The sequence below is a fragment of the Flavobacterium sp. RSP15 genome (assembly GCF_003968755.1).
Taxonomy (GTDB): Bacteria; Bacteroidota; Bacteroidia; order Flavobacteriales; family Flavobacteriaceae; genus Flavobacterium.
The window spans coordinates 16,404-30,434 of the sequence record NZ_RYDL01000016.1 but is presented as its reverse complement, the minus strand read 5'-3'; the positions used below and the strand labels follow the sequence as shown (position 1 = coordinate 30,434).

At 35.8% G+C, this 14,031-nt stretch carries 14 protein-coding genes; 11 read left to right on the top strand and 3 right to left on the bottom strand.

Translation table 11 applies throughout. The features are described 5' to 3' along the window. Positions 1 to 198 precede the first annotated feature (198 nt). Positions 199 to 1,305 carry a glycosyltransferase gene (locus EKM00_RS13270; RefSeq protein WP_126516506.1) on the top strand — a complete coding sequence of 369 codons (1,107 nt, stop codon included), beginning with the start codon at positions 199 to 201 and terminating at the stop codon, positions 1,303 to 1,305. Continuing rightward, the gene (locus EKM00_RS13265) at positions 1,296 to 1,847 is read left to right on the top strand and encodes an RNA polymerase sigma factor (protein WP_126516505.1); all 552 of its coding nucleotides are present in this window, start codon (positions 1,296 to 1,298) and stop codon (positions 1,845 to 1,847) included. The genes EKM00_RS13270 and EKM00_RS13265 overlap by 10 nt, the downstream gene beginning before the upstream one ends. A gap of 98 nt (positions 1,848 to 1,945) precedes the next feature. On the opposite strand, the gene EKM00_RS13260 is transcribed toward EKM00_RS13265, so the two are convergent. Next, entirely contained in the window at positions 1,946 to 2,698 is a 753-nt protein-coding gene (locus EKM00_RS13260; protein ID WP_199734703.1) for a glycerophosphodiester phosphodiesterase, read from the bottom strand. Between the two features lie 264 nt (positions 2,699 to 2,962). On the opposite strand from EKM00_RS13260, the gene EKM00_RS13255 reads away from it, so the two are divergent. The 7 genes from EKM00_RS13255 to EKM00_RS15010 all read left to right on the top strand — a co-directional run bounded on the left by EKM00_RS13255 (position 2,963) and on the right by EKM00_RS15010 (position 10,202). Next, positions 2,963 to 6,139, top strand: a complete 3,177-nt coding sequence (locus EKM00_RS13255; protein WP_126453607.1) for a TonB-dependent receptor — start codon at positions 2,963 to 2,965, stop codon at positions 6,137 to 6,139. 260 nt (positions 6,140 to 6,399) lie between these two features. Then, positions 6,400 to 6,882: a hypothetical protein gene (locus tag EKM00_RS13250; RefSeq protein WP_126516504.1), complete on the top strand. Its 483-nt coding sequence runs from the start codon at positions 6,400 to 6,402 to the stop codon at positions 6,880 to 6,882. Between the two features lie 277 nt (positions 6,883 to 7,159). Beyond that, positions 7,160 to 8,029 carry a lipoyl synthase gene (lipA, locus tag EKM00_RS13245; protein WP_126453603.1) on the top strand — a complete coding sequence of 290 codons (870 nt, stop codon included), beginning with the start codon at positions 7,160 to 7,162 and terminating at the stop codon, positions 8,027 to 8,029. Between the two features lie 67 nt (positions 8,030 to 8,096). Then, complete coding sequence (gene gap / locus EKM00_RS13240) at positions 8,097 to 9,107, top strand: type I glyceraldehyde-3-phosphate dehydrogenase (RefSeq protein ID WP_126516503.1); 1,011 nt, start codon at positions 8,097 to 8,099, stop codon at positions 9,105 to 9,107. Between the two features lie 6 nt (positions 9,108 to 9,113). Next, entirely contained in the window at positions 9,114 to 9,422 is a 309-nt protein-coding gene (locus tag EKM00_RS13235; protein ID WP_126516502.1) for a hypothetical protein, read from the top strand. Positions 9,423 to 9,477: 55 nt separating this feature from the next. Then, positions 9,478 to 9,870, top strand: a complete 393-nt coding sequence (locus tag EKM00_RS15015) for an ATP-binding protein (RefSeq protein ID WP_370453941.1) — start codon at positions 9,478 to 9,480, stop codon at positions 9,868 to 9,870. Between the two features lie 20 nt (positions 9,871 to 9,890). Next, positions 9,891 to 10,202: a response regulator gene (locus EKM00_RS15010; RefSeq protein WP_233592300.1), complete on the top strand. Its 312-nt coding sequence runs from the start codon at positions 9,891 to 9,893 to the stop codon at positions 10,200 to 10,202. A 3-nt stretch (positions 10,203 to 10,205) separates the two neighbouring features. On the opposite strand, the gene EKM00_RS13225 is transcribed toward EKM00_RS15010, so the two are convergent. Continuing rightward, the gene (locus tag EKM00_RS13225; protein WP_126516501.1) at positions 10,206 to 11,018 is read right to left on the bottom strand and encodes a purine-nucleoside phosphorylase; all 813 of its coding nucleotides are present in this window, start codon (positions 11,016 to 11,018) and stop codon (positions 10,206 to 10,208) included. Then, positions 10,990 to 12,015 carry a tetraacyldisaccharide 4'-kinase gene (gene lpxK, locus EKM00_RS13220; protein ID WP_126516500.1) on the bottom strand — a complete coding sequence of 342 codons (1,026 nt, stop codon included), beginning with the start codon at positions 12,013 to 12,015 and terminating at the stop codon, positions 10,990 to 10,992. The genes EKM00_RS13225 and lpxK overlap by 29 nt, the downstream gene beginning before the upstream one ends. 126 nt (positions 12,016 to 12,141) lie before the next feature. On the opposite strand from lpxK, the gene EKM00_RS13215 reads away from it, so the two are divergent. Together EKM00_RS13215 and EKM00_RS13210 are read left to right on the top strand one after the other, a co-directional pair. Further along, positions 12,142 to 13,236 (top strand): Nif3-like dinuclear metal center hexameric protein, encoded by a 1,095-nt coding sequence (locus EKM00_RS13215; RefSeq protein WP_126516499.1) that lies wholly within the window; start codon positions 12,142 to 12,144, stop codon positions 13,234 to 13,236. A 3-nt stretch (positions 13,237 to 13,239) separates the two neighbouring features. Beyond that, positions 13,240 to 14,019, top strand: a complete 780-nt coding sequence (locus EKM00_RS13210) for a zinc ribbon domain-containing protein (RefSeq protein WP_126453591.1) — start codon at positions 13,240 to 13,242, stop codon at positions 14,017 to 14,019. The last annotated feature ends 12 nt before the right edge of the window (positions 14,020 to 14,031 follow it).

The window sequence follows — 14,031 nt, the reverse complement described above, 5'->3', positions numbered from 1 at the left end:
CATCAAAACATCATTTCTGAGTTAGAAAAAACAAAATATTTTCAGTCAATAGCAGTTGCAAATGAGATGAAGAAATGCCTACTAAAAATTCTTTTAAAAATCATAATTTATAATTTACAATTCATAATTCTATCATACCTTTGCACCCTGCCGTCCTGAAGCTTCGGGATCGGGGATTTAAACACTCATTAAACTCAGATGCTTATACTAATTCTTTACTTTTTTATTTTTATTCTTGCGGTTCAAATTTTTTATTATCTAGGTATTTTTGGGAAATTTGCTTTCGCCAAAATCCAAAAAATAATACCAAAAAGAATCCCCATTTCAGTTATTGTTTGTGCCAAAAACGAAGAAGAAAATGTAGCAAATTTTATCCCTTTACTAGCGGAACAAAACTATCTGGATTTTGAAATTGTCTTGATTGACGATGCCTCAAGTGATGCTACTCTGGCTGTTTTTGAAGGTTTTGAAAAACAATATCCAAATATTCGTTTGGTAAAAGTACAAAACAACGAAGCCTTTTGGGGAAACAAAAAATATGCGTTGACATTAGGAATAAAAGCCGCAAAAAAAGAGTATTTATTATTCACTGATGCGGATTGTTATCCCACTTCAAAGGACTGGATAACAGCCATGAGTTCTCAATTTACGATGCAAAAAACTATCGTGTTGGGGTATGGGAAATATGAAAAAATTGCCAACTCTTTCCTGAATAAAATAATTCGTTTTGAAACTTTGTTAACCGCGATTCAATATTTTTCTTGGGCAAAAACAGGACATCCGTACATGGGTGTAGGAAGAAATTTAGCGTATAAAAAAGAAGAGTTTTTCAATGTAAATGGTTTTATTGATCACATGCAAATTCGTTCCGGTGACGATGATTTATTTGTAAACCAGGCGGCAAATGCTAGAAATACCACTATTGCTTTCACGCCGGAAAGCATTACGCTTTCCAGACCAAAAAAAACTTACAAAGACTGGCTGATTCAAAAAAGACGACATGTGGCTACTGCAAATTATTACAAACCTTTTGATAAATTACAATTAGGTCTGTTTTACTGTTCGCAATTGTTATTCATTTTATTGCCCATTGTATTGCTGTCTTTTCAATTCCAATGGATATTAGTGCTTAGTTTAATTGCGCTTCGGTATCTTGTAACATGGATTGTCATCGGATTTTCGGCAGGCAAATTAAAAGAAAAAGATGTTGTATATTGGTATCCAATAATTGAATTGGTATTGCTATTTACTCAAATCAATATTTTTATAACAAATACATTCTCAAAACCAGTCCATTGGAAATAAACGAACAGATAGAAAAAGCAAAACAAGGCGATCAAGTTGCCTTCACTTTTCTGTTGAATCATTACTGGAATGAAGTATATGGTTTTATGCTGAAACGCACCGAAAACGAAACCAATGCCGAAGATATCACCATTGAGACGTTCTCGAAAGCTTTTGATAAAATAGCCACTTACAATACGGAATTCCAGTTCAACACCTGGCTTATTGCTATTGCAAAAAACGTTCATATCGATTTATTGCGGAAAAAAAAATCGAGTCTTTTTGTAGAAATTACCGATGAACACGACCAGCAAGCCTACAATATTGCCGACACTACTCCATCTGCGGAAGATGAATTGATAACGGAACAAAATCTTTCCCGATTACTGCAATTCATTAAAGAATTGAAACCCCATTATCAAGAGGTGATACAGTTGCGTTATTTTCAGGAAATGAGTTACCAGGAAATTGCAAACAAGATTGATGAACCCCTAAGTAATGTAAAAATTAAGTTGCTTCGTGCCAAGAAATTATTGGCAGAAATCATTAAGAGTAGAAGGTAAATACCACACAAACCGCAACGCATCAATACGGTACAAAATAAAAAGCGATCTAAAAACAACTTTAGATCACCTTATAAAGACCCGTGTTTATCGTATAATTATCTTATGATTCTTTCCGGATAATCCGTAATAATTCCGTTCACCTTAAGCGCTTGTAAATTATTAATATCGATAGGTTCATTCACAGTCCAAGGATAGATTTTGAAATTATTAGCTTTCATTATCGCTACATTTTCAGTCGTTAAGGTCTTATAATACGGATTTATTGCTTGTGCGCTAAGTGTTTTTGCTGTTTTAATAATATTCGCAATGGGATCTTTATACGCCAGTAAACCAATCGTTATTTCCTTGCTTAAAGACCGCATAGTCTGCAATTCATCTACTCGAAAACTAGAAATAAAGAAATTCTTATTACTCCACCCTTTTTTCTTGTATTCTTCAATTATTCTGTACGTATCCGTTGCGGTATTTGTACCTTTCAATTCGATATTAAGTACCACTTTTTTATCTATCGTCTCAATCACCTCTTGCAAGGTTGGGATTTGATGTTTTCCGGCAACCAGCACTTTTCTCAAGTCATCAAAACTGTAGTCTTCGATTTTTCCTTTAGCATTGGTAATACGATCTAAATCATCATCGTGAAAAACAACCATTTCACCCGTTTTAATTTTGAAAACATCTATTTCTAACATATCCGCTTTTAATTCCATTCCTTTTTTTATTGATGCCAATGTGTTTTCGGTTTCATGCCCCATGGCTCCTCTGTGACCACAGACAACAAATTTATTTGGAGTACAATTTAAAAATAACAAGACTACTAAGGAGGCTAGCAATAATTTCATGAATTTCATAATTTCTGTTTAAAATTTAGTGGTAAAAATAACTCCTATAAAAGTTTCAACTATTAAGAAAGTATTAAGTTAAAAACATTTTACCAGCGCAAATGGTAGCCTTTAGCGATAAATCAGGTAGCAATATCTTAAAGAAAAGGATTCTTTTAACCTTATTTTTAAGTTTTAATTAACACAAAAGCACACAAGTGTTATTGTTAAAATAACAGCTAATTTTCAATTAGTCAATTCCTTTGTCGGCATTAAAAAACAAAAAAAATATTCATGAAAAAACTCCAATTATTTTTATTTACGATTGTGCTGACTATTTTTGTTAGCCATGAAAATTTTGCCCAAACCACGCAGGCCTCGATCTCGGGAAGTATTTCAGGAATAAATGCAGAACCTCTTAAAGATGCAATGGTCCAAATCAGAAATGAATCAACCGGATTCCAAACCAGTTCGCTATCAAATTTTAAAGGGGTTTTTACTTTCAAAGAACTCCCATTAGGTGGTCCATACACAATCAGCGTTACGGCGATAGGTTATGGCCTGCAACAACGGTCCGGCTACTCTTTAAATCAGGGTGATTTAATAAATATTGAAATACTGATGCAGGACGAAATACAAAATCTTGAAGTGGTTGAAGTAGTAGGCAGAGGCTTAAAAAACAAAACAGGAAACTTAGGCGCAGCCACCGCGGTAACTGCAACACTTATTAATGCATTACCCGTAAATGGTAGAAACTTTACAAGTTTGATGGATTTATCGCCTTTGAGCAGAGGTGGTAATATTTCCGGACAGTTAGCCTCTTCTACAAATTATACGTTGGATGGTATGAATGCTAAAAACCCAACTTCAGCAGGGGCAACAACAAGCCGAAGCGGTGCTCCCTACTCCATCTCTATTGAAGCCGTGCGAGAATTCAAGGTAGTTACCAATCAATACGATGTGAGCTATGGCCGAAGTGGCGGCGGGACGGTAAGTGCCGTAACAAAATCCGGCACAAATGATCTTACCGGAAGTATGTTTGCCTACAATCGTGCAGACTGGCTCTCTAGTCCGTATGACATTAGAGGAAACAGACGTCAGAATGATTTTTCTACCACACAATACGGTTTCACTCTTGGTGGACCAATCATTAAAGACAAATTGCACTTCTTTGTTGCTTGGGACCATCAACAAGATTTGCGCCCTCTAATTATCGCTGATATTCAATCTCCAGAGGATGAATTACGCTTTAATGTCACAAGAGCAACACTTGACAATTTTGTAGCAATAGCAAGAGATAAATATGGAGTTTCCAGTTCCCCACAATATGGTTCTTTTGAGAAAAAACGAAATTCTGATGCGGCCTTTGCTCGTATCGACTGGCAAATAAACAATAATAATTTATTGACTGTTCGCAATAATTTTACTTACGATAATAATAAATTGGGACTACAAGATAATACTGCTATTAATTTATTTGAATCATCAGGTGATGACTTAAGTATTGACAATAGTATTCTGGCGTCTTTACGAACAAAAGTAAATGCAAGAGTTACGAATGAGTTGAAAGTACAACACTTGTATACTTTTCAGGACAGCAGTCCCGGCGACCAGCTGCCTTCATACAATATACCTCGCGCCATTGTAGAAAACGTTGCTTCAACAATTAACGGAGCGGTGAGAACGACTAATATCCAAATTGGCGGGCATCGATTTGCACAAGAAAAATTCTCTAATAATGTGTTTCAAATTGTAGATAATTTATACTTTAACACGGATAAAGTTAAATATACTTTTGGATTTGATTTAATGCACACCAATTCAAAATCGTTATATGGCAGCGAGGTAAATGGACGTTTCCATTTTAATAGCATTGCTAATTTTGAAAACCAAACGCCATATCGCTATTACAGAGAAGTACCCTTAGTAAGCGACCCTACGGTAACCTCAAATATATTAAACGCAGGAATATATGGTCAGTTACAAACCAAAATAGCATTAGGATTAGACATGACTTTAGGATTAAGATTTGATTATGCTGCATATCCAACAGCCACCTTTAATCAATTGGTTTTTGATGAACTGGGCATTCGTACGGACAACAAGCTCCAGTCGGCTATTCTTCAACCCAGAGTGCAATTGTCTTGGGATGTAAATGAAAACCACAAGGACTATGTCCGCATAGGAGGCGGAATTTTCGCTTCTGATTTAAACAACTATGCAATCATCAATAATTTATATTTTGACGGAAATCATACGGCTACAGTAGATGTTCGATCGCCTAATGTTCCGATGCCAAATTTCATTGATTATCGAAATAATTATGCAAGTATTCCAACTTTAGATGCGTTCCAATTGCCTACTATCAATTTTACGGGATCAGATGCTAAAGTCCCTGTCGTCTATAAAGCTAATGTTTCGTATTCCCATTTTTTTACTGAGAAATTAAAAGCTGGCATAGCAGGTTATGCAACTTTGGGCCGCAATAACTATGTATATGTTGATAGAAATATGGTTGCAAATCCATTTTTCACTTTGGCTAATGAAGGAAATCGTGGCGTCTATGTTCCGGCCAGTTCAATACCTGCAAATGGAGCCGGAGACTGGACGAAAGGCCGTATCAGTAATACACTAGGACGTGTGTTAGAATTAAACAGCGAAGGTAAAGTCAATCAATTTGCATTGGTGGTGGATGCAACATACCGTTACTTTAAAGACGGTGAAATATCCGCCAGTTATACCTTGAATGATACAAAAGACAATACTTCTTTTAATGGAAATGTAGCCAATACGGCAACTTTAGTTTTACCGGTTGAAGATGACCCCAGAGATTTGAGTAAAATGAGTTATTCTGATAATCACTTCCGCCATAAAGTAGTATTTTACGGGACCTTGCCTACATTTTATGGCTTCAGTGTTGGTGTACGTTATTCCGGTATTGGCGGTACGCGATACAGTTTATTATCAGGAGGAAATACAAATGCTGATTTTGTGACAGCATCAAATGATTTAGCCTACATATTTGATATCAATAACTCAACTGTCCCTCAAAACATAAAAACAGGTTTGCAAACCATACTCGACAATCCTAATGCAAGTCAAAGTTTAAAAAACTACATCAACAAATACTCTGGGAAATTAGCCGAAAGAAATGGAGGAATAAATGAATTTTACGGACTAGTTGATATTCGAATCAGTAAAAAAGTTACTTTATACAAAAAACAATTTTTAGAATTTACAGCGGATATCTTTAATGTTGCCAATTTATTACATAAAGAATGGGGAGTCAATAAATCCCTTGGAAGCCAGTCCTTATATGCTTTAGGCACACCGGCATCCGGAACAACAGCAGCAGTTCCCGGGTTTGACAGCAGCAGACAGCAATTTAATTATAGAGTTAATAATGCCGGACTTCCTTCGCTTTCCGGAAATCCGTTTCAAATACAAATTGGATTCAAATATGCTTTCTAAATGCAATTTATAAAGTAACAAAACCCAATCACAAAATGCATCCATAGACTTGGATGCGTTTTTAATTATGAATAACTCTATTAAAAAAACACTATTTATGAGTATTAAGTACTATTTAAGTTAAATAAACACACATAAACTTACTGTAATAAAAAAATAAATGCTAGATTTATAAAATAGTAATCTTGTTTTATGTGTTATAAATAAAAACATCCTTCACTTGTGATTTAACTGCTACTTAACCATTAAATCTATGAATTATGTCAAAATTAAGCCTTTACCAAACCAGTTGGATCAACCTTATTTTTCAAGACAAAAACAAAGAGTATGGCGCGTATCAGTTGCGCCAGGAAAGTGCCAAAACTTCATTAACGGCACTATTTATGGGATTATTGTTCTCGGTGGCAGTTGTCGCCGTTCCATTGATTATTAGTTATTTCAATCCTCAAAACGGCCTTGTAATTACCATTTCTGAATTTACAAATACCACAGTTCAATTAACTGATATTCTACAAAGCCAGCTTGTAGAAACACCTACACAAGTGTTATCTGAAATACAAAAACAAACCACAGCAATACCAATTCTAAACGACCAGTTAGTACATCCTGTTATTGTACAGGCGCCACTGGCAAGTCCGGATATTCTTAAAACCACTGATTACACATCCGCAACAATTACACCAACTAAAGGTATGGCAACCGCCACCACAAGTACATCCTTTTCTTCGGTACAGATGAATTAAATAAAAAAATATTCCATTCATTTTGAAGCTTTTTTATACCTGATTTTTTTTACGATTGTACCTTTATCTAATTGAGCTCTGATGGCAGTGGCATCCCTTGCCACCATTTCGAGAAACATAGCAAAAAGCATGGATATTCCGAAAATCAGAACGACTACTTCCTAAGAAAAGCGACTATAGTACTGCCAAAGTATCCGTATCTCTTTATTCAAATAAACAACGAAACGAATCTACAAATAAACTCTATTCCTTATCTTTGTACTTTGAAAATTTAAATATGGAAATAGTTTTAGAAAATACTTTACCAACTGCAAAGCCAAAATGGTTGAAGGTAAAACTCCCAATAGGAAAAAAATACACTGAGCTTCGTGGCTTAGTGGACAAATATAGCTTAAATACAATTTGTGCCTCCGGAAGTTGCCCTAATATGGGTGAATGCTGGGGTGAAGGAACAGCAACTTTTATGATTCTGGGAAACACTTGTACGCGCTCTTGTGGTTTTTGCGGGGTAAAAACAGGAAGACCCGAAACCGTAGATTGGGATGAGCCCGAGAAGGTAGCGCGTTCTATCAAAATCATGAATATCAAACACGCCGTGATTACCAGCGTTGACAGAGATGACTTGAAAGATGGCGGCTCAATCATTTGGATAGAAACCGTAAAAGCCATTCGAAGAATGAACCCCAATATAACACTGGAAACGCTGATTCCTGATTTTCAAGGTATCGAAAGAAATATTGACCGTATCGTAGAAGCCAATCCTGAAGTAGTTTCGCATAACGTGGAAACAGTACGCCGATTAACCCGTGAAGTCCGCATTCAGGCAAAATACGACCGAAGTTTAGCCGTATTACGCTATTTGAAAGAAAAAGGAATTAAGAGAACAAAATCAGGTATTATGCTAGGTCTGGGCGAGCAAGAAGCCGAAGTTTTTCAAACCATGCGGGACTTACGGGAAGCCAATGTGGATATTGTTACAATAGGCCAGTACTTACAACCCAGCAAAAAACATTTGCCGGTAAAAGAATTCATAACACCCGATCAATTTGCAGTATACGAGAAATTTGGTTTAGAACTAGGGTTCCGTCATGTAGAAAGTGGACCATTAGTTCGGTCCTCTTACAAAGCACAAAAACATATATTATAAATAGTTTCTTCGTTTATTTGTTTAATCGGTTAACCAAATAAACGAATAAACGAATAAATGAATCCATTTGAAAACTAGAATAGCCATAAATGGTTTTGGAAGAATCGGCCGGAATTTATTCCGATTACTTTTAAACCATCCCTCAATAGAAGTTGTTGCCATAAATGATATTGCCGACAAGAAAACGATGGCCCATTTAGTGAAATATGATAGTATTCACGGAGTGTTACCCTTTACGGTCAGCGATGATGAAAAAGGAATTCTGATAGACGGAAATCATTTTTTGTTTTTCCATGAAAAAACCATTTCCAATCTGGACTGGAAAAGTGTAGACATTGATTACGTAATCGAATCCACAGGTAAATACAAGACTTTTGAAGCGCTGAATGCCCATATCTTGGCTGGGGCTAAAAAAGTAATCCTTTCCGCACCATCAGAAGTAGACACTATCAAAACAGTCGTTTTAGGTGTCAATGACTGTATACTTGACGGAACGGAAACCATTATATCAAATGCCAGCTGTACTACCAATAATGCCGCTCCAATGATCAAAGTAATCAATGACCTTTGCGGTATAGAACAAGCCTACATTACTACGATTCACTCGTACACCACAGACCAGAGTCTGCACGACCAACCACATAAAGACTTACGTCGCGCCAGAGGAGCAAGTCAATCTATTGTACCCACGACAACAGGTGCTGCAAAAGCGTTGACAAAAATATTTCCCGAGTTTGAAGGTAAAATTGGCGGTTGCGGCATCCGGGTACCTGTACCTGACGGCTCCTTGACTGACATCACATTCAATGTAAAGCGCACAGTGACAATACAAGAAATAAATGCCGCCTTCAAAAATGCTGCACAAACTACTCTAAAAGGTATTTTAGATTATACCGAGGACCCAATTGTTTCAGTTGATGTCATTGGCAATAAAAATTCTTGTATATTCGATGCTCAACTCACTTCGGTTATTGATAAAATGGTAAAAGTAGTTGGATGGTATGATAATGAAATTGGTTATTCATCCAGAATAATTGACCTAATACTATTGACAGAAAATAACTACAAAAAAATTTAATTACAAATGAATTATTTTTTTGTTTTTATTATTTTTTTTTACTCCTCACTGCTTCCTCAATCTACAGAGAAAACGGACAGTATTTTATATTACACTAGTTTAAAGAACTCCAGCATTCAAACTAATAATTACAAAGAAGCACTGCTACACACTCAAAAAGCAATCCTTTATGCGACTCGAAATAAAAACATAGAAGATCAAGCACTTCAGAATTATAATCTGGGTAAAATTTATTTTGGTTTAAAAGAGGTTGATAACGCCATAGAAACGTTCTCTAAGAGCGCGACTTTATTTTCAAGTTTTAAACCCCTCTGAATACCATCAACGGAATTACCCATTTGTTATTGGTAGAAAACCCAAATGAAATTTAATCAACAATGCGCTAAAATTTACACAAAACGGAGCCGTACACGTAATTACCAAACTGCACTCTTTGCAGAATGAAAATGCAACTTTATATTATGAAATTACTGATACCGGAATTGGAATCCCCGAAGATAAACTGGCAAGTGTTTTTGACAATTTTTCCCAAAGTTCCATAGAAGTAAATCGAAAATATGGCGTCACGGGGCTAGGATTAACTATTATAAAAAAATTAATTAAAATACTGGGTGGCCAAATTAAACTAAAAAGTACTGTAGGAGAAGGATCTACATTTTCATTCCTGCCGGACTTTAAAATAAGTAAGCAACCGTTACAAGAGGAAACCAAACCAAAAGCAAACTATGATTCTAAATTATTATATAAAAAATACTTTTGGTAGAGGACAATAAAATTAACCAAATGATCACTAAAAAGATGCTGATCAATAAAGGAATCATTTGTGAATTAGTTGACAATAGGGAAGATGCCATTGATTTAGTTCGAAAAAGTAAATTTGACTTGGTTCATATGGACGTTCATTTACCTGGAATCAACGGCACGATCGCTACAGAATTAATTAGAATATTTGATAAAACTACACCCATCATTGTCCTTACGGCGATCTCATTGCATGAAAACCGCGAAATGCTCTTGTCTTTTGGAATGAATGAAGTCATTACAAAACCGTTCGTCCCTGAGGAATTTTACAAAACGATTGCTGAATACATCTAGTCATTAATAGTTTAAAATCAATTCTTTAATAAGACTCCTCACTTGCGGTTCAGCTTTTTTTGCTGCTTCCAATACTTCATCGTGTGAAATAGTGCCAATACTTTCTTCATTACCCATATCCGTAATTACAGAAATTCCAAAGGTCTCCAGATCCATGTGACGGGCCACAATTACTTCAGGAACGGTTGACATCCCAACACAATCTGCACCAAGAGTCTTGACCATTCTATATTCCGCCAAAGTTTCAAAAGTAGGCCCTTGAAGCCCCAGATAAATTCCTTCATGAACCTCGATATGAAGTTGCTTAGCTAATTCAGTCGCTTTTGCAATCATTTTTCTCGAATACGGCTCACTCATATTTACAAAACGAGGTCCAAAACGTTCGTCATTTTTCCCACGTAAAGGGTGCTCCGGCGTCATATTGATGTGATCCGTAAGCATCACAATAGAGCCTACTTTATAGGCCGGATTCACACCGCCTGATGCATTTGAAACCACTAATTTCTCAATCCCTAAAAACTTCATCACTCGCACCGGAAAAGTCACTTCAGTCATCGAATAGCCTTCATAAAAATGAAACCGTCCCTGCATGGCCACTACTTTCTTACCGCCTATTGTTCCAAAAACCAAGGCCCCTTTATGACCTTGTACCGTCGATACAGGGAAATTTAAAATTTCATTGTAGGGCAGTGTATATTCTACCTTCATTTCATCGGTAAAACTCCCTAATCCTGATCCTAAAATCACACCATATTCTGGCGTAAAATCAATTCTTTGCTTAATGTAACTAACGGTTTCCTGTACTTGTTCCCACATAATCTGTAATTGTTTTATCAAAATTTTCACTCCCGGAAATAAAAGTACTTTTTATAGGCAGATAAAAGAGTTGTCCGCTTGGTAAACTTCCTTTCAATCGCATATAATCTTTTTCGGTAGTGATAATCATGTTGTTTTGAGCTAACTTTTTAATTTCTAAAATGTCTTTATCGGTAAAATTATGATGATCCGGAAAAGACAAACAGACCTCATTAGTATCCTTAAAATAAGCGAAAAATGGTTCCGGTTTTGCAATTCCTGCCACTAGTACCTTAGCAGCATCTTGAATTTCATTCCCTTTAATCTTTAAATTTTCCCCATAAATATAACCATCGTATGCTATAAAAGTAAAGTATAATTCTTGATTTGTCGTAAGATTCAATCTCTTTTTAATATCTTCCTGTTCCTCTGATGAAAGATTAAAAGGGCATTTGGTTACAATAATCACGTTTGCTCTTGCATCTCCGCTTTGGCTTTCGCGTAAATTTCCGGTTGGCAACATACAATCATCCGAATATAAATCACCATAAGAAGTCAATAAAATATAAAAACCCGCTTTTACTTTTCGATGTTGAAAAGCGTCATCAAGCAAAATCACTTCTGGTTTTATGGATTGCGAAAGCAATTGCTCTATTCCATTTTTTCTGTCGGCATCAACCGCAACTTGAATCGATGGGAATTTTTGATAAAACTGAAAAGGTTCATCTCCCAAGGTTTCTGCATTCGAAGTGGCTTCTGCCAAAATAAAACCTTTAGATTGCCTTTTATAGCCTCTACTTAATGTAGCAATTTTATATTTATCCGAAAGCAAGCGAATCAAATATTCAATTTGGGGCGTTTTTCCGGTTCCTCCAACACTAAGATTCCCAACAGCAATAATAGGCAATTCAAACGAGTATGATTTTAAAACCCCTTTATCGAAAAGAAAGTTCCGAATACACGTTACTAGACCATACAAAACGGCAAAAGGGAATAGTAATTTTCGAAGTAAATTCATTTTACGAAAGTAGAATAAATTATCTTTGATTTAAAAATCTAACACAGATTTCACAAATTTTCGCAAATTAAAAATAACTTTGAATCTGTGTATAAAAATATATCTGTGTAAATCAGAGTCAAAAATATGAAAATCAAAGAAATAATAGACGTACTCGAAGAAATGGCGCCACTCGCCTATGCTGAAGATTTTGACAATGTAGGACTATTGGTTGGCGATCAGGAAACGGAGGCTACAGGTATTTTAGTTTGCCATGATGCTTTAGAAAATATAATTGACGAAGCGATTGCAAAAAAATGCAATCTGGTGGTTTGTTTTCATCCCATCTTATTTTCTGGATTGAAAAAAATAACGGGTAAAAACTACGTGGAACGCGCTGTTATCAAAGCCATAAAAAATGACATAGCTATATATGCCGTTCACACTGCGCTGGACAATCATCAGGAAGGTGTAAATAAAATATTTAGTGATGCATTAGGATTAATACATACAAAAATCCTGATTCCAAAGCAAAACTTCATTCGGAAATTAGTAACCTACACGATTCCTGAAAATGCGGAAGAAGTACGAAATGCCCTCTTTGAGGCAGGAGCGGGAAAGATTGGGAATTATGAAAATTGCAGTTTTAATTCGGAAGGAATTGGAACCTATATGGGAAACGAGCACAGCAATCCGCAAGTTGGAGAACGATTTGAATTTGTACAAGGAAACGAAATCAAAATCGAAGTCACTTTCGAAAAACATTTAGAAAAAAAAATCCTGAAAGCCTTATTCAATAGCCACGCCTGTGAGGAAGTGGCCTATGAAATTTATGAATTGCAAAACCAAAACCAAAATATTGGCTTAGGCATGATAGGCGAATTAAAAAATCCCATGAATGAAAAAGAGTTTCTGCTTTTTGCAAAAGAAAAAATGGAGTGCGGCGGAATTCGGCATTCCGGTTTTACAGGTGCAACAATTAAAAAAGTAGCAGTGTTGGGCGGAGCGGGAAGTTTTGCCATAAAAAATGCAATTCAGGCCGGAGCAGACGCCTATTTGACTGCCGATTTTAAGTACCATCAATTTTATGAGGCCGAAAACAAGTTGCTATTGGCCGATATAGGACATTTTGAAAGCGAACGTTATACAAAAAATTATATTGTTGAGTATCTTCGGAAAAAAATCCTTAATTTTGCAGTTATTTTATCAGAAGAAAATTCAAATCCAGTTAAGTACTTATAGAATATGGCGAATACGAAAGAATTAAGTGTTGAGGACAAGTTAAGAGCAATTTATGATTTACAACTTATTGACTCTAGAATTGACGAAATCAGAAACGTAAGAGGAGAACTTCCTTTAGAAGTAGACGATTTAGAAGATGAAGTTGCAGGTTTAAGCACCCGTTCAGAAAAACTGAAAGGAGAACTCGAAGTTGTTGAGGATCTAATCAAAGTAAAAAAGAATGCAATTGATGAGCACAAAGAGTCCATCAAAAAATATACTAAGCAACAAGAAACGGTTCGTAACAACCGAGAATTTAATTCGTTGACTAAAGAAATTGAATTTCAAGAATTAGAAATTCAGTTGTCTGAAAAACAAATTAAAGAAATGAAAGCTTCAATCGAACACAAGAAAGAAGTAATTTCTAGTTCTAAAGAAAGATTAGAAGCGAAGTCAAATCACTTAAAGCATAAAAAATCAGAGTTAGACGCCATTATGGCAGAAACAGCTAAAGAAGAAGCGTTCTTAACTGAGAAATCACAAGAATACCAAGCTTTAATAGAAGAACGATTGCTAAAAGCATACACTAGAATCCGAACAAGTGTTCGCAATGGTTTAGCTGTTGTTTCTATCGAAAGAGGAGCCTCTGCAGGATCTTTCTTCACGATACCCCCACAAACACAAGTAGAAATTGCTTCCAGAAAAAAAATCATTACTGATGAACACTCCGGAAGAATATTAGTCGACAGTGTATTGGCTGACGAAGAAAAAGAGAAAATGGAACAATTGTTTTCTAAATTCTAATTATAGTTAAGT